13 protein-coding genes and 4 pseudogenes are annotated in these 16,447 nt (G+C 66.5%); 3 read left to right on the top strand and 14 right to left on the bottom strand.

Translation table 11 applies throughout. The features are described from left to right. Positions 1-2: 2 nt before the first annotated feature. The 7 genes from AC0IX7_RS11385 to AC0IX7_RS11415 all read right to left on the bottom strand — a co-directional run bounded on the left by AC0IX7_RS11385 (position 3) and on the right by AC0IX7_RS11415 (position 5,672). Entirely contained in the window at positions 3-278 is a 276-nt protein-coding gene (locus tag AC0IX7_RS11385) for a hypothetical protein (RefSeq protein ID WP_471811961.1), read from the bottom strand. 129 nt (positions 279-407) lie between these two features. Beyond that, the gene (locus tag AC0IX7_RS11390; protein ID WP_471811963.1) at positions 408-1,952 is read right to left on the bottom strand and encodes a DHA2 family efflux MFS transporter permease subunit; all 1,545 of its coding nucleotides are present in this window, start codon (positions 1,950-1,952) and stop codon (positions 408-410) included. 300 nt (positions 1,953-2,252) lie between these two features. Further along, positions 2,253-3,443 (bottom strand): EmrA/EmrK family multidrug efflux transporter periplasmic adaptor subunit, encoded by a 1,191-nt coding sequence (locus tag AC0IX7_RS11395; RefSeq protein ID WP_471811965.1) that lies wholly within the window; start codon positions 3,441-3,443, stop codon positions 2,253-2,255. Next, on the bottom strand, positions 3,440-3,916 hold the full coding sequence (locus AC0IX7_RS11400; RefSeq protein WP_471811966.1) for a TolC family protein: 477 nt from the start codon (positions 3,914-3,916) through the stop codon (positions 3,440-3,442). The genes AC0IX7_RS11395 and AC0IX7_RS11400 overlap by 4 nt, the downstream gene beginning before the upstream one ends. Further along, complete coding sequence (locus AC0IX7_RS11405; protein WP_471811968.1) at positions 3,913-4,860, bottom strand: TolC family protein; 948 nt, start codon at positions 4,858-4,860, stop codon at positions 3,913-3,915. Before AC0IX7_RS11405 ends, AC0IX7_RS11400 begins: the two co-directional genes overlap by 4 nt. Positions 4,861-4,901: 41 nt before the next feature. Continuing rightward, a complete protein-coding gene (locus AC0IX7_RS11410) occupies positions 4,902-5,372 on the bottom strand; it encodes a MarR family winged helix-turn-helix transcriptional regulator (RefSeq protein WP_187505180.1) in 471 nt (156 codons plus the stop codon). A gap of 150 nt (positions 5,373-5,522) precedes the next feature. Then, a complete protein-coding gene (locus AC0IX7_RS11415) occupies positions 5,523-5,672 on the bottom strand; it encodes a hypothetical protein (protein ID WP_471811970.1) in 150 nt (49 codons plus the stop codon). A gap of 130 nt (positions 5,673-5,802) precedes the next feature. On the opposite strand from AC0IX7_RS11415, the gene AC0IX7_RS11420 reads away from it, so the two are divergent. The 3 genes and pseudogenes from AC0IX7_RS11420 (at position 5,803) to AC0IX7_RS11430 (ending at position 9,092) form a co-directional block, all read left to right on the top strand. Further along, positions 5,803-6,168: a hypothetical protein gene (locus AC0IX7_RS11420; protein WP_471811972.1), complete on the top strand. Its 366-nt coding sequence runs from the start codon at positions 5,803-5,805 to the stop codon at positions 6,166-6,168. 508 nt (positions 6,169-6,676) lie between these two features. Next, positions 6,677-8,045: pseudogene (gene acnA / locus AC0IX7_RS11425) on the top strand (aconitate hydratase AcnA); the annotation flags it as partial. 327 nt (positions 8,046-8,372) lie between these two features. Then, a complete protein-coding gene (locus tag AC0IX7_RS11430) occupies positions 8,373-9,092 on the top strand; it encodes a hypothetical protein (protein ID WP_471813853.1) in 720 nt (239 codons plus the stop codon). A gap of 502 nt (positions 9,093-9,594) precedes the next feature. On the opposite strand, the pseudogene AC0IX7_RS11435 reads toward AC0IX7_RS11430, so the two are convergent. From AC0IX7_RS11435 to sufC, 7 genes and pseudogenes are all read right to left on the bottom strand, one after another. Further along, positions 9,595-10,463: pseudogene (locus AC0IX7_RS11435) on the bottom strand (S-methyl-5'-thioadenosine phosphorylase). Continuing rightward, positions 10,460-11,851: an amino acid permease gene (locus tag AC0IX7_RS11440; RefSeq protein ID WP_471811974.1), complete on the bottom strand. Its 1,392-nt coding sequence runs from the start codon at positions 11,849-11,851 to the stop codon at positions 10,460-10,462. The pseudogene AC0IX7_RS11435 and the gene AC0IX7_RS11440 overlap by 4 nt, the downstream one beginning before the upstream one ends. Positions 11,852-12,140: 289 nt before the next feature. Next, a pseudogene (locus tag AC0IX7_RS11445) lies at positions 12,141-12,493 on the bottom strand (HesB/IscA family protein). A gap of 110 nt (positions 12,494-12,603) precedes the next feature. Next, the gene (locus AC0IX7_RS11450) at positions 12,604-13,065 is read right to left on the bottom strand and encodes an SUF system Fe-S cluster assembly protein (protein WP_471811976.1); all 462 of its coding nucleotides are present in this window, start codon (positions 13,063-13,065) and stop codon (positions 12,604-12,606) included. Continuing rightward, a pseudogene (locus AC0IX7_RS11455) lies at positions 13,062-14,274 on the bottom strand (cysteine desulfurase). Before AC0IX7_RS11455 ends, AC0IX7_RS11450 begins: the two are co-directional and overlap by 4 nt. Before the next feature lie 122 nt (positions 14,275-14,396). Further along, on the bottom strand, positions 14,397-15,476 hold the full coding sequence (locus AC0IX7_RS11460; RefSeq protein WP_471811978.1) for a SufB/SufD family protein: 1,080 nt from the start codon (positions 15,474-15,476) through the stop codon (positions 14,397-14,399). A 193-nt stretch (positions 15,477-15,669) separates the two neighbouring features. Next, positions 15,670-16,413, bottom strand: a complete 744-nt coding sequence (gene sufC / locus AC0IX7_RS11465; protein ID WP_471811980.1) for a Fe-S cluster assembly ATPase SufC — start codon at positions 16,411-16,413, stop codon at positions 15,670-15,672. Positions 16,414-16,447: the final 34 nt, after the last annotated feature.

The following is a 16,447-nucleotide window of genomic DNA, read 5'->3' on the forward strand; positions in this document are numbered from 1 at the left end:
GGTCAGCTGACGCTGGCGATCAACAACGTCAGTTCGTCGCGGACCGGGTTCACGTCGATCTGGAGCGGCTTCGCTGTCCGGCGCTTGACCGGATAGGATGCGCGCACCGCATCGCACAGATCCTTGACCGGCACGCGGACGCAGGCGCCCTCGTCGCAGACCAGGCGTGGCGTGTTGATGGACTGGGTGCAGGTCACGGGCGCGGCGGCCCAGGCTGGCATCGCGCCGGATAAAAGGCACGCGGCTGCGACCCGCAAAGCGGTGGTCTTGATCGTCATGGTTTCTGGCCCCCACAGGCATTTCGTAACTGGTAAACGGAGCGTTAGGGGCAAGTGGTTGCGATAACGTTTCTATTGCCCCGGTCAGCGGGTCATCGACCGCCTGTCATAAGGAAATGACAGTTCGCCTCAGTCCGCCGCGATCGGCCCCTGCGGCGGACTGGCACGGCGCGTGAACCAGACGATGATCACCATCGCCAGACACAGCCAGGCTGACAGGCGGAACAGGTCGGTCGACGCGAGCAGATACGCCTGCGCCACCATCTGCCGGGTGATCGCGCCCGCTGCCTGGACGTCGGTCAGCCCCATCCGCGTCAGCGCGCCCTGCGCCATCTGGTAGGGCGAGCCCGTCCCGATCGCCTCCGACAGTCGGCTCTGGTGCAGCGTCTCGCGGCGATCCCACGCCGTCGTGAAGATCGACGCGGCGAAACTGCCCGAGGTGATGCGCGCGAAGTTCGAGATGCCGGTCGCGGACGGCAGCCGCTCCGCCGGGATTCGGTCGAGCGAGATCGTCAGCATCGCGAGAAAGAACGTGCTCATCGCGATCCCCTGCACCATCAACGGCAGCATCAGGTCGTAGAAGCTTGCCCCCGTGGTGTAGCCCGAGCGGAGATAATAGGAGTAGCCGAACGACGCGAACGCCACGGTGGCGAGGATGCGTGCGTCGATCTTGCCGCTCAGCCGCGCCACGAACGGCGTCAGGATCACCGCCACCGCCCCCGATGGCGCCGCGACAAGGCCTGCCCAGGTCGCGGTATAGCCGAGCTGCGTCTGCAACCACAGCGGCAGCAGCAGCGTATTGGCGAAGAACACCGCATAGCCGAGGCAGAACGCGATCGTGCCGATGGTGAAGTTGCGGCTCTTGAACAGCGACAGGTTCACCGCCGGATTGGCGTCGGTCAGCTCCCAGATGATCCACCCGATAAAGCCGATCGTCGCGACGACCGCCGCGATGACGATCCGGTCGGCGGCGAACCAGTCGTCGTTCTTGCCGAGATCGAGCACGATCTGCAGCGCACCGACCCACACCACGAGCAGGATCAATCCGACCTGGTCGATCGGCAGTTTCCGTGTCGGCGTGTCGCGCTTGCCGAGCTTGTTCCAGCACACGAACGCGCAGAACATCCCGAACGGCACGTTGATCAGGAAAATCCAGCTCCAGTGATAATTATCGGAGATGTAGCCGCCGAGGATCGGTCCCATGATCGGCGCGACCAACGTCGTCATCGACCAGATTCCGAGCGCGGTGGAGCGCTTGTGGACGGGGAAGATCGCGATCAGCAGCGCCTGGCTGCCGGGGATCATCGGTCCGGATACCGCGCCCTGGAGAATACGAAAGCCGATCAGCGACGGCAGGTCCCATGCGATCCCGCACAGGAACGACGCGATCGTGAACAGGAAGACGGACACGCAGAACGTCCGCACCACCCCGAACCGGCCCATCAGCCAGCCAGTCAGCGGCACCGCGACACCGTTGGCGACCGCGAACGCCGTGACGATCCAGGTGGAGTTGTCGCTGGAGACGCCGAGATTGCCGGCGATCGTCGGCAGCGAGACGTTGGCGATAGTGGTGTCGAGCACTTGCATGAACGTGCCGAGCGCCAGCGCGAACGCGGTCAGCGCGAGCGAGCCGCCGACGAGTGGGGCTGGGCCAGGACCTGAGGGAGCGGCCATTATGCTGCGCTCCGATCAAGCGCGAAGCCAAAATAACAAGCACCACCCCGGCGAAGGCCGGGGCCCAATTGGGAAACGCTGCTGATAGAGGACGACGTTCCATTACGACCACCTCCCCAATTGGGCCCCGGCCTCCGCCGGGGTGGTGCGCCCAACACAGCGAACCGCCCCTTCCTGTTCTCCCGCGAAGGCGGGAGCCCAGTCTGGGCTCCCGCCTTCGCGGAGAACAAGAAGGGCATGCCGAATTCAGTCAGGCACGCCACACCCTCTTTGCTCACCACCCCTGATACCGCCCGATCATCACCGGTTCGCCGCAATGATCTGCCGGATCTTCGCCTCGACCGCAGCATCGCCCGCGCCCGTCGCCAGCCCCTTATACGCCGCCACCGCCGGCCGCCCGACCATCGTCCCCGACTTGTCCGCGGTATCGACGATCGTGTTGACCGACAGCCCGACCCGCAACGGATTGCGCCGCAATTCGCCCTTGTCGAGCGCGATGCGGACCGGCACGCGCTGGGTGATCTTGATCCAGTTGCCGCTCGCGTTCTGCGGCGGCAGCAGCGCGAACGCGTTGCCGCTGCCCGCACCCAGCCCGACGACCCGCCCGTGATAGACCAGGTCGTCGCCATACATGTCCGCCGTCATCGTCGCCGGCTGCCCGATCCGCAGATCGCGCAACTGCGTCTCGCGGAAGTTCGCGTCCACCCAGACGCGATCGAGCGGCACCACCGACATCAGCGGCATCCCCGCCGACACCTGCTGCCCGAGCTGCACGGTCCGCTGCGCCACCACCCCGTCGATCGGCGCGACCACATGCATGTGGCTGCGCGTGATCGCCGCGCGGCGATACGCCGCGATCGCCGCCATCACCGCCGGGTTGTTCGACACGGTCGTGCCGGCAACGCCGGTGCGCGACTGGGCCTGCTGGCTGCGCGCGAGTTGCAGCGTCGCCGCCGCCACCTTCACCTGATCCGCCGCATGGCTCAGCTCCTCACCCGAGATCGCGCCTTCCGCGGCCGCCCCGCGACGCCGCGCAAGATCGTTCCGCGCCCGCGCCAGCTCGGCTTCGGCCTGCACGACCGCCGCGCCGGTCTCGTTCACCTTCGAGAAGTCCGACCGGGTCGAGCGTACCGCCCGCGCCAGCTCCGCCTCCGCCGATGCCAGGCCGACATCCGCGCTCGCCGCATCGAGGTCGATCAACGGCTGCCCCGCCTTCACCACCTGCGTGTTGTCGGCATGGATCGCGGTCACCTGCCCCGGATCGCGCGCGGTGATCGCCACCACGTCGCCTGCGACATACGCGTCGTCGGTCTCCTGTTCGGGCGCGGCGAGCAGGAAATGGAACACCGCCCACACGATCGCGCCGATCACGACGACGACGCCGAGGATCGTCAGCGCCCGCTTGCGCGCTCTCGGATTGCCGGCCGGTGCGGGTGCGTCAGTGGGTGCGGGGGCCGGTGCGGGAGCCGGATCGGTCTGCGTATCGGTCATCGTGTCACATCCTGAAAATCGAAACCGCCACCCAGCGCCAGCACCAGCTGGACGCGCTGTTGGGCTGCATTGGCGGCAAGATCGGCATCCGCCTGTTCGGCGGCGAGCAACCGCACGTCGTTGTCGACGAGGTCGAGCCGGCTATCGAGCCCGCTGGACACGCGAATGGCGTTCAACCGCCCGGTCTCGGCATAGCCGCGCACCACCTCGCGTTGTCGTTGCCGGTCGGCGTCCAGCGCACCGATCCGCGCCACCGCATCCGCCGCCTCGCGCACCGCACCGACCACCCGGTCGTTATAGTCTGCGGTCGCCAGATCGAACGCCGCGGTCGCGCCCGCGAGATCGGCCTTCAACCGGCCATTGTCGAAGATCGGCAAATGGATCGCCGGCCCGACGCCCACCGTCCCGGCATCGAGCGATACCAGATTGCCGAGCCCGACCGCCTGGAACCCTGCCAACCCCGCCAGGTTCACGTTTGGATAAAGGCGCGCCGTGCCACCTGACGCCCCGCCGCTGCCGCTTCGATCCGCGCCTGCGCCGCACCGATATCCGCCCGCCGCGCGAGCAGATCGGCCGGCACCGTGCTCGGCAACGGCAGTACCGCATCGAGCTTCAACGCGGTCGCGCCGATCGTCGCCGGATAATCCACCCCGCGCCCGGCCAGCGCCGCCAGCGCGTTCTTCGCCAGCACCTGCGCGGCCTGCGCACGCACCAGCGCCTGCCGCGCCTGCGCCAGCAGCGTCGTCGCCGCCTGCGCATCCAGCTTGCTGCCCAGCTTGTTGCGGATCCGCACGTTGACCAGCCGCAGCGTATTCTCGCGCGTCGCGATCGTCCGCGTCGCGATCCCCGCCTGCGCCTCGGCGCGTTCGAGGTCGATATAGGTCTGCACCACCGCCCCCGACAGCGCCAGCCGCGCCGCCGCCACGTCGAGCGCCGCCGCGAGCACCGACGCGCGTGCGCCCGCGATCGCCGCCTTCTGCCGCCCGAACAGATCGAGGTTCCACGACAGGTTTGCCGCAACCGTCCCGACGAACCGGGTCGACCCGGCAAAGGGCGGCGGGATCGTGTACCGCCCGCTCAACCGCGCATATTGTTCCTGCGCATCGAGCGTCACGTCCGGGCCATTCTCCGCGCGGTTCGTCGACAACACCGCCTGCGCCTGCGCAACCCGCGCGAGCGCCGCGTCGAGCGACGGATTGCCCGCCACCGCGTCGCTCACCAGCCGGTCCAGTTGCGGATCGCCGAACCCGCGCCACCAGTCGGCCGCGATCACCGGTGCGGCATCCGTCGACAGTCCCAGCACGGTGGTCGACACCGGCTCGACGATGCCCTTGGAGGCGGGAATCGCGCATCCCGCCAGCAGCCCCGCCACCGTCACCGTCATCGCCACCGGCGCGAGCGCCAAACATATCCTCATGGCCCCCGATCTCGTGGCCCCCGATCTCATGGCCCCCAATTTCATGGCCTGAGTCCTTCGGTCAGAGCATCGTCGAGCGTCGTGCGGAGTTTCTGCATCAGTTCGATCAGCTTTTCGATTTCGTCACGATCCCAGTCCGTCAGCAGGACGTTCCAGTACGTGATGATGCGGTCGCGACAGCGGATCGCCGCCGCCTCGCCATCCGGCGTGAGTTCGAGATTGAGCACCCGGCGATCGTCGATCGCGCGCGACCGCGTTACCCAGCCCTGTTGCTCCATCGCGTCGACCAGCCGGGTCGTCGCGCCCTTGTCGTGCGAAAGGTCGCGCGCGAGATCGGCGCATGTCGAGGATCGTCCCGCCAGCATCGACATTAGCGCCGACCATTGCGTCCCCGACATGCCCTCCGCAGCGAAGACGGGCTCGATCAGGCTCTGCCCGATCTGGTGAATCCGGCGCGCGAGATAGCCGAGCGAACAGTCCGGCCCGAACGCTGCCTTGGTGTAGAAAGCCATATCATTGCCATGGCAACCATTGCTCAGGCAGTCAATTGTCCTTTATGCATGCCGGGACATCATCCGACGATCGAAGCCGCCGTTCTGCGATCCGAGTACCGACGAAGCTAAGAGACAACAAAACGACAACCCGAACGCCGGATCGGCCGATCAGGCGTCGCGCGTACCCTTCCGATCGAGTTCATCGAGACATTGGGCCAGCAACGCCCCGACGAGATGATCTAGTCGCTCGTCGGCGATCAGCAACGCTCGCGCGATCGCCTCGCGCAACGCGCCATTATCGTCCTGCCCATCTGCCATGCCGCGTGTTTGCCCGCCTCACAGGCGTTCGCAATTCACAAAGTTAAGTCCATATATCTTATACTGGATTAGTCCGACGCCGGCAGTCTTTTCCTGTGGCACGGCCGTCTTGCCCGGCCTAGCATCTGATATGACCATCGAAACCGAGTCGGCGAAGAACACATTGGCGCGGACGGCCGAGAACCTCATCCGGGTGCGTGCCCTGCGGACCGAGGTCTTTCCGAGCGACATCTTCGACGAGCATGCCTGGAATATGATGCTGCGTCTGTTCGTCGCGCAGGCGAACGACCATGCGATGTCCGAAAGCGAACTCATCGCGGCGACCGGTACGCCGCCGGGGGTGGGACAGCGCTGGCTTGCGCATCTCGTCGCCGACGGACAGATCGAACCCCATGCGGCCGGCGGCACGATAGCGCTGACGCCGTCGGCGCTGGAACGCATGGAGGGTTTTCTCCGCAACGCCAGCGCGACCCACCAGACCGATGGCCCCACCTGACGCCGGATTATGCTCGCCTGACGTCGGATTATACCCGCTGGATTATGATTGCGCAGGCCGGTCGAGGCCCGTCACGAAGATTAGCGCATTGACCGGCCCCCGCACCCTTCCCCGAAGCCCTCCCCTTGCTAAGGCCCCTCCGGTAACAGCATTTTTCGCTCGGTCCCCGACGCGCCCGCGTGGCCTATATGGCTGCTTTCCCTCGGCGCCCGGCGGCCCGACGCCCACGGGAAGGACCCCTATGACTGCCATTGGCCAGGATACCCTCAAGACCCGCACCAGCCTCTCCACCGGCGGCAAGTCGTACGACTATTACAGCCTCGCCAAGGCGTCCGAGCAGTTCGGCGACATCAGCCGCCTGCCGTTCTCGATGAAAGTCCTTCTCGAGAATTTGCTCCGCTTCGAGGACGGCGTGACCGTCACGCGCGAGGATATCCAGGCGATCGTCGACTGGCAGAAGGAGCGTCGCAGCGACCGCGAGATCCAGTATCGCCCCGCGCGCGTGCTGATGCAGGACTTCACCGGCGTGCCGTGCGTGGTCGATCTCGCCGCGATGCGCGACGCGATGACCAAGCTCGGCGGCAACCCCGAGAAGATCAACCCGCAGGTCCCCGTCCACCTCGTCATCGATCACTCGGTGATGGTCGACGAGTTCGGCACGCCCCAGGCGTTCCACGACAACGTCGACCTTGAGTACGAGCGCAACATCGAGCGCTACGAGTTCCTGAAGTGGGGTTCGAAGGCGCTCGACAATTTCCAGGTCGTTCCCCCGGCACCGGCATCTGCCACCAGGTGAACCTCGAATATATCGGTCAGGCCGTCTGGTCGTCGGCTTCGTCGGGTGACCACGGCGACGGCACGATGATCGCGTACCCGGACACGCTGGTCGGCACCGACAGCCACACGACGATGATCAACGGTCTCGGCGTGCTCGGCTGGGGCGTCGGCGGGATCGAGGCCGAGGCCGCGATGCTCGGCCAGCCCGTGTCGATGCTGATCCCCGAAGTCGTCGGCTTCAAGCTGACCGGCGCGCTGAACGAGGGCATCACCGCCACCGATCTCGTGCTCACCGTCACGCAGATGCTGCGCGCCAAGGGCGTCGTCGGCCGCTTCGTCGAGTTCTTCGGCCCCGGCCTGTCGTCGATGACGCTCGCCGATCGCGCGACGATCGCCAATATGGCGCCTGAATACGGCGCGACCTGCGGCTTCTTCCCGATCGACGACAAGACGCTCGATTACATGCGCCTCACCGCACGCTCGGACGAGAATGTCGAGCTGGTCGAGGCCTATGCCAAGGCCAACGGCTTCTGGCGCGACGAGAACGCGGAAGACCCCGTCTTCACCGACACGCTTGAGCTCGACATGGGCACCGTCGTCGCCTCGCTCGCCGGCCCGAAGCGCCCGCAGGATCGCGTCAGCCTCAACAAGGTCGATGAGGTGTTCAACAGCGACCTCCACAAGCTGTACCACAAGGAACAGCCCGCACGCGTCGCGGTCGAGGGTCGCGAGCATGACATCGGCGACGGCGACGTCGTGATCGCCGCGATCACCAGCTGCACCAACACCTCGAACCCGTCGGTGCTCGTTGCCGCCGGTCTCGTCGCACGCAAGGCCAACGCGCTCGGCCTCAAGTCGAAGCCGTGGGTGAAGACCTCGCTCGCCCCGGTTCGCAGGTCGTCACCGACTATCTCGACAAGGCCGGGCTGACCGCAGACCTGAACGCGCTCGGCTTCAACCTCGTCGGCTATGGCTGCACCACCTGCATCGGCAACTCGGGGCCGCTCGCGCCTGCGATTTCGGCCGCGATCAACGAGAACGACCTCGTCGCCGCGTCGGTGCTTTCGGGCAACCGCAACTTCGAGGGCCGCGTGTCACCCGACGTCCGCGCCAACTTCCTCGCCTCGCCGCCGCTCGTCGTCGCCTATGCGATCAAGGGCACCGTCACGACCGACATGATCGAGACGCCGCTCGGCCAGGGGTCTGACGGCCAGGACGTGTATCTGCGCGATATCTGGCCGACCAACGAGGAAGTCCGCACGACGATGGACGCCAACATCGACGCCGGCATGTTCGGCGCGCGCTACGGCGACGTCTATGCGGGCGACGCCAAGTGGCGCGAGATCGACGTCACGGGTTCGGACACCTACGCATGGCGCGCAGGCTCGACCTATGTCGCCAACCCGCCCTATTTCGAGGGCCTCAGCATGACGCCGTCGCCGGTGCAGGACATCATCGACGCCAAGCCGCTCGCGATCCTCGGCGATTCGATCACGACCGATCACATCTCGCCGGCCGGTTCGATCAAGGCCGACAGCCCCGCCGGCCGTTTCCTGCAGGAGCATCAGGTCAGCAAGGCCGACTTCAACAGCTATGGCGCGCGTCGCGGCAACCATGACGTGATGATGCGCGGCACCTTCGCCAACATCCGCATCAAGAACGAGATGGTCCCCGGCGTCGAAGGCGGCATGTCGAAGTACGACGGCGAGGTCATGGCGATCTACGACGCCGCCATGCGCTTCAAGCAGGACGGCACGCCGCTCGTGATCGTCGCCGGCAAGGAATACGGCACCGGCTCGTCGCGCGACTGGGCGGCGAAGGGCACCAACCTGCTCGGCGTCCGCGCCGTGATCACCGAGAGCTTCGAGCGCATCCACCGCTCGAACCTGGTCGGCATGGGCGTGCTGCCGTTGCAGTTCGCGGACGGTGTGGACCGCAAGACGCTCGGCCTCGACGGCTCGGAGACGTTCACGATCCTCGACGTGGCGAGCATCCGCCCGCGTCAGGACGTCACGGTGAAGATGACCCGCGCCGACGGGTCGAGCGAGACGTTCCAGACCAAGTGCCGGATCGATACCGTCAACGAGCTGGAATACTTCCTCAACGGCGGCATTCTCCACTACGTCCTGCGCAAGCTGGCCGCGTAAGACAACGCCCTACGATCCTCCCCCGCAAGGGGAGGTGGCGCCGGAGGCGACGGAGGGGAGGACACGGAACAGAGGTTTCCTTACCTCCCCTCCGACAGGCAAGTGCCTGCCACCTCCCCTGACGGGGGAGGATCGATAGGGTTGCACAATCTCAGGCTATTGCCGCGCGTCGCGCGATTCCCGAACGCTCCCAAACCAAAAGGCGGGGCGACCGTGAAGGTCGCCCCGTAGTTCAGGGAGAAGACCGGGACAGGGAGACCCGGTCAAGTCGCCGTCCACAGGGGAGAGGGAGCGGCGACGCACCCTCCTTCGGCTCGATATGTTGCAGTGATGTGTCGAACGGGGCGAATGACGAACTTTTCACCTAACAATGCAGAGATCGAAATCCTCCCCTGCAAGGGGAGGTGGCAGCGCGCAGTGCTGACGGAGGGGTGACCCGCTCTCGACAGGGCGACCCCTCCGTCGCTTCGCGCCACCTCCCCTCGCGGGGGAGGACAGCAATTCAGACCGATAGCGCCCGCCCCGCCACCACATCCAGCTTCGCCACCAACGCCGGATCGCGAGCCTCCCGCGCGGTAATGATCGCGCTGTCGAGACACGTATCGATCGGCGAAGCCTCCCGCTCAGCCGGCAGCGCGCGCAGCAACGCCATCACCATCACGCGCGCCTTGGCCGCATTGGCACCGAGTTGCGCGATCACCTGCGCGACATCGACGCCCGCCTCGTCCTCGCGCCAGCAATCGTAATCGGTGACCATGCCGACCAGCGCGTAGGAAGCTCCGCCTCGCGCGCGAGCTTGGCCTCGGGCATCGCGGTCATCCCGATCACATCGCAACCCCATTGGCGGTAGAGACGGCTTTCCGCACGGGTCGAGAATTGCGGGCCTTCCATCGCGAGATACGTGCCGCGATCGTCGACCTGCGCCCCGGCTTCGCGTGCTGCGTCCGCCGCATAGCGCGAGAGGCGCGGACAGACCGGGTCGGCCATCGAGACGTGCGCGACGAGGCCGGTGCCGAAGAAGCTCGACGGGCGCCCCTCGGTCCGATCGATGAACTGGTCGACGACGGTAAAACTGCCGGGCGGGCGGGCCTCGACCAGCGAGCCGACCGACGACACCGCCAGCACGTCGGTTACCCCAAGCCGCTTCAATGCATCGATATTCGCGCGGGCGTTGAGGTCTGAGGGCGCGATGCGGTGGCCCTGCCCATGCCGCGGCAGGAACGCCACCCCGACATGGCCGACGCGCCCGGTGTAGATCGCGTCCGAGGGTTCGCCCCAGGGCGTCTCGACCGTCTGCCAGCGCCCATCCTCGATCCCGTCGACCGCGTACAGCCCCGAGCCGCCGATGATCCCGATCGTCCAGCCGCTCATTCGGCCAGCGCTCGCGGCCGCGCGTAGACGAAGTAGATCACGAGCCCGAGCAGGTTCCAAAGCCCGAAATACAGCTGCGTCTTCGAGGGCAGGCTGAAGAACAGATACAGGCACCCGAGGATCCCGATCGCCCCAACCAGCGTCGCCGCCGGCGCGCGGAACGTCCGGACCGCATCGGGCGCACGGCGGCGCATCACTAGCATGCACGCACAGACTGCGACGAACGCGGCGAGCGTACCGGCATTGGCGAGCGCGGCAATCTCGGCGAGCGGCAACAGACCGGCGATCACCGCGACGATCGCCGCGGTGATCCAGGTGATGCGGACAGGTGCGCCACGCCTCGATACCTTGGCGAGGCTCAAGGGGAGCAATCCGTCGCGGGCCATCGTGAAGAAGATCCGGCTCTGGCCGAACAGGAAGGCGAGCAGCACGGTCGGGAGCGCGATCACCGCGGAGGCGCCGAGGAACGTCGCAAACCCGGGTCGGCCGATCTCGCGCAGGATCAGCGCGAGCGGCTCGGCGCTGCCGGCGAACCGCGTGTAGGACAGCGCGCCGACCGCGGCGACCGCGACCAGAATGTAGATCGCGATGCACGTGACCATCGACCCGACGATACCGATCGCGAGATCGCGACCGGGGTTCTTGGTCTCCTCCGCCGCCGTAGAAATCGCGTCGAAGCCGTAGAAGGCGAAGAAAATGATCGCCGCCGCCGCCATGACGCCGCGCTCGGCCCCGTCGGGCTGAACGGCCTTGGGAAAGCCGTAGGGCATGAACGGGTGTAAATTGGCGCTGTTGAAATACTTAAGCGCGATGAACACGAAGACGGTCAGTGCAATCATCTTAACGGCGACCAGCACCGCGTTCAGCGTCGCACTCTCGCGCGTGCCGAACGACAGCACGCCCGCGACGACCGCGATGATGAAGATCGCGGGGACGTTGAGGATACCGCCGAGTTCGGGGCTGAGCGTCAGCGCCTCGGGGAAGCCGAACGCGCCGCGCAGCAACGGCGCCGCGTACCCCGACCAGCCAACCGCGACGGTCGACACGACGAGCGAATATTCGAGGATCAGCGACCAGCCGATCACCCACGCGATCAGCTCGCCGAGCACCACATAGCTGTAGGTGTACGCGCTGCCCGAGGCCGGGATCATCGTCGCCATCTCGGCATAGGCGAGCGCCGCGCAGGCACAGATCCCGCCAGCGATCACGAACGACAGGATCACCGCCGGCCCGGCGAGCCCTGCGCCAACGCCGATCAGCGTCAGGATGCCGGTGCCGACGATCCCGCCGACGCCCATCGCGACGAGGTGCGGCCACGACAACGTCCGCGCGAGCTGGTGCTCAGGCGGCTGCTCGGTGACGATTTTTCGGCGAAACAAACTGGCCACGGATATCCCCTTTGTTGCCGCGGGGAGTGGCACAGGAGGGGCGCGACGGGCAAGGCCAGCGGCTTCTCCGCTCTTTGCGGCAAGCGCCTCCCGGAACGAGCCGGGCGGGGAGATTGCGCAATCAAAGAGACACTGCCCATCTTGCTCCCCTCCCTGAAAGGGAGGCGCTGGGAGTGGGTCGGCCCGCTTATGCCGCCGACGTTCGACGATACGGAAGCCGACCCACCCCGCCCCCTCCCTTCCAGGGAGGGAAGAAAATCGATCCGCCTAGTTTGAGCTCAGCGGCGTCTTAAACGGTAAAGCTCTCACCACACCCGCACGCACCCTTGGCGTTGGGGTTCTCGAATACAAAGCCGGCGGTGAAGTCGTCCTCGACCCAGTCCATCGTCGACCCGATCAGATACAGGATCGACCCGCCATCGACGAACAGCGTCCCCCCGGCGTATCAATTCGCTCGTCGAACGGTTTTGCCTCGGTGACGTAATCCACCGAATAGGCCAGCCCCGAACACCCCCGCTTGGGCGTCGACAGCTTCACCCCGATCGCGTCCGCCGGCGCGCGCGCCATCAAATCCGCAATCCGCGCGTGCGCGGTCGCCGTGAGGTTCAGCGCCGCCGGCCGTGCTCGCAATGTCGTCGCCATCACCAATTCCTTCTGCTCCCCTCCCGCCTGCGGGAGGGGTCGAGGAGGCCTTGACCAGCAATGTCACGCTCTCCCTCCCCTAACCCCTCCCGCAAGCGAGAGGGGACTGACTACAGCATGCCCAGCTCGAGCTTCGCCTCGTCCGACATCTTCTGCGGATCCCAAGGCGGATCCCAGACCAGGTTCACTTCCGCAAACCCGACCCCAGGCACCGACCCGACCCGCATCTCGACCTCGGCCGGCATCGACTCCGCGACCGGACAGTTCGGCGTGGTCAACGTCATCGCCACCACCGCATGGCCGTCCTCGGTCACCTCGACGCCGTAGATCAGCCCCAGGTCGTAAATGTTCACCGGGATCTCGGGATCGTAGATCTCCTTCAGCGCATCGATGATCGCATCGTACACCGCGCCACCGGGTTCGCCGGGCGCATCCACCTGCGGCTTCTGCGCCAGGAAACCCGCAAGATAATCCCGCTTCCGCTCCGCGTCGGAGTCCGTCTCCATGACGACCCGCGCCTTGGGCGGCGATGCGACGGCATCCACTTCCTCGATCTCGAACCGATCGCTCATCCAAAAATCCTCGTTACTCGCTCGATACCGCGCACCAGCGCCTCGACGTCCGCCGGCCCGTTATACACGCCTAAACTCGCGCGGGCCGTCGCCTCGACGCCCAGCGCCTCCATCAGCGGCTGGGCACAGTGATGCCCGGCGCGGATCGCGACGCGCTCCTCGTCCAATATGGTGCCGATGTCGTGCGGATGAACCCCTCGATCGTGAAGCTCACGATCCCCGCCGAGTCCGCGGGGCCGTAGAGGCGCACCGAATTGATCCCCGACAGCGCGTCGCGCGTCGCCGTCACCAGCGCGGTCTCGTGCGCGTGGATCGCATCGAGGCCGATGCTCTCGACATAGTCGATCGCCGCATGCAGCCCGAGCGCGCCGACGATATGCGGCGTCCCGGCCTCGAACCGGCCCGGCGGCGGCGCGTAGGTGGTCTTGGCGAACGACACCTTGTCGATCATCGACCCGCCCCCTGATACGGCGGCATCGCGTCGAGCAGTTCCGGCTTGGCCCAGAGCACACCGATCCCGGTCGGGCCGTACAGCTTGTGACCGGAGAACACGTAGAAATCGCACCCGATCGCCTTCACGTCGACCGCGATCCGCGGCACCGACTGGCAGCCGTCGAGCAGGATCTTCGCGCCGACCGAATGCGCGATCTCGGTCGCGCGCTTGGCATCGAGCACCGATCCCAGCACGTTCGAGACATGCCCGAGCGCGACCAGCTTGTGCGCCGGCGTGATCATGCGCTCCATCGCGTCGAGATCGATGCGGTGGTCGAGGGTGAGCGGGATGACGTCGATCGCCGCGCCGACGCGTTCGGCGATCATCTGCCACGGCACGATGTTCGAATGATGCTCGAGCATCGAGAGCAGGATGCGGTCGCCCGCCTTCAACTGCTCGCCGGCCCAGCATTGCGCGACGAGGTTGATGCCTTCGGTGGCGCCACGGACGAACACGACCTCGTCCGGCGAGCCCGCGCGGATGAACCGCGCGACCGCTTTCCGCGCGGCCTCATAGGCGACCGTCATGTCGGCCGAGCGCTGGTACACGCCGCGGTGCACGGTGGCGTAGGTCTCGCCATACGCGCGCGTAATCGCATCGACCACGACCTGCGGCTTCTGTGCGGTCGCTGCGGTGTCGAGATACGCCCAACCCTCCGGGATCGCCGGAAAATCGGACAGACGATCGAGGGGGCGCGTTTCGGTCATCACGGTCATCTTCCCCCTCCCTGAAAGGGAGGGGTCGAGGTGGGTCGGCCGCGGAGACTCGGTCACGCCAGCCAACGAGCCGACCCACCCCCAGCCCCTCCCTTCCAGGGAGGGGAGCGCGTTACGCCCGCTCACAACGCGCGCTCCAGCCACGCATCCGCATCCGCCACGAAAGCCTCCCGCACAGTCTCGTCCGCGATCTGCACGAACGCATCGCCGACGAACGCGCGCGTGAGCAGCGCCTGCGCCTTGGCATGCGGGATCCCGCGGCTCTGCATGTAGAACAGCGCGCGCTGGTCGAGCTCACCCACAGTGGCGCCGTGCGCGCATTTCACGTCGTCCGCGAAGATCTCCAGCTCGGGCTTCAGGTTGACCGTCGCGGTCCGCTGCAACAGCAACCCGCGCAGCGACTGCACGCCGTCGGTCTTCTGCGCATCGCGCGCCACCTCGACCCGCGCGGCAAGGCTCGCCGTCGACTTGTCCGCCGCGACTGCACGCCAGATCTGCTTGCTCTGCCCGTTCAGCGCGGCATGCCGCACCGACACCGCGCACTCCTGCCGCTGGTCGTTCCGCGTGAGCAACGCGCCGCCATATTCGGCAAACGCATCGTCGCCCGAGACGATGATCGACCCGTCGATCCGCGTACCCGCATCGCCGGCGCCCAGCACCGTCGCGATCAGGCTCGCGCCCGCATGGATGTCCACCTCGTCGCGCAACGACACGAAGCCATCGGTCTGCAACAACCGCACCGCGCGCGTCAGCTTCGCCCCCTTGCCGAGCGTCATCCGCGTCGACCGGTTCGACCAGCCGGCCCCGACATAGGTCTCGACCACCGACGCGCTCGCGCCCTCGGCAAGCAGGATTTCCGCCGGAAGCTGGTTCTCGCCACCGGTCGCGATGTGGACGATCTGGAGAAGCTCTGCCGCAGCGTTCGCCTCGACCCGGATCGACCAGCCGGTCCCGGTCGTGCGACGCCCAAGCACATGCGCGCCGCCATCGATCTGCGTGATCGCGACGTGCCGCAGATCGCTCCGCGCCTCGTCGAGCGCACCATCGACGAACACCGCCCGCGCACCCGGCAGATCGAGAAACCACTCGCCAGCATCCGGAGCAACGCCGCGCGGCAGTTCAGCCGCCGCCACAATCGCCGCCGGATCACCCCAGCGCCACGATTCCTCGCGCGTCGAGGGAAGTTCCATAACCGCGCTCATCGTGCACCCACTGCGCAGAAGAGGGGTTCACGCGGAGACGCGGAGACGCGGAGAAGAAGATTGGACTTGCCCGCAAGGGCTTCCAAATCATGAGCAATGAAGACACGCGGGAGCGTTGCCGAAGCGACGACACCTCCGCGTCTCCGCGTCTCCGCGTGAACCCAATTCTGCCTGCCTGCAGTGCTCAGCAAAGTCATGCGGCGATCCCCACATAGCCTTCGCTCTCGAGCTGCTGCGCGAGTTCCTTGCCGCCCGAGCGGACGATGCGGCCATCGGCGAGGACGTGGACGAAGTCCGGCTCCACGTAATCCAGCAACCGCTGATAATGCGTGATCAGCAGCACAGCCTTGTCGGGCGCGCGCATGATGCGGTTGATGCCGTCGCCGACGACGCGCAGCGCATCGATGTCGAGCCCCGAATCGGTCTCGTCGAGGATCGCGAACTTCGGGTTGACGATGCCCATCTGGACCATCTCGTTGCGCTTCTTCTCGCCACCCGAAAAGCCGACGTTCACCGGCCGCTTGAGCATGTCGTAATCCATGCCGAGCAGATCCGCCTGCCCGCGCGCGAGCTTCAGGAACTCGCCGCCCGACAACGGCTTCTCGTTGCGCGTCGCACGCTGGGCGTTGAGCGCCTCGCGGAGGAACTGGACGTTCGACACGCCGGGGATCTCGACCGGATACTGGAAGCCGAGGAACACGCCCGCCGCGGCACGCTCATGCGCCTCCAGCTCGAGCAGGTCGACGCCGTCGAACGTCACCGACCCCGCCGTGACCTCATAGCCGGGCCGCCCGCCGAGCACATAGCCCAGCGTCGACTTGCCCGCCCCGTTCGGCCCCATGATCGCGTGCACCTCGCCCGCGTTCACGGTGAGCGACAGGCCCTTGAGGATTTCCTTGCCGTCGATCTCGGCGTGAAGGTTTTCAATTTTCAGCATCGAATGTAGCCCAATTCCAAATCTCTAAAATGCG

It is taken from the genome of Sphingomonas sp. AC411, assembly GCF_979253035.1.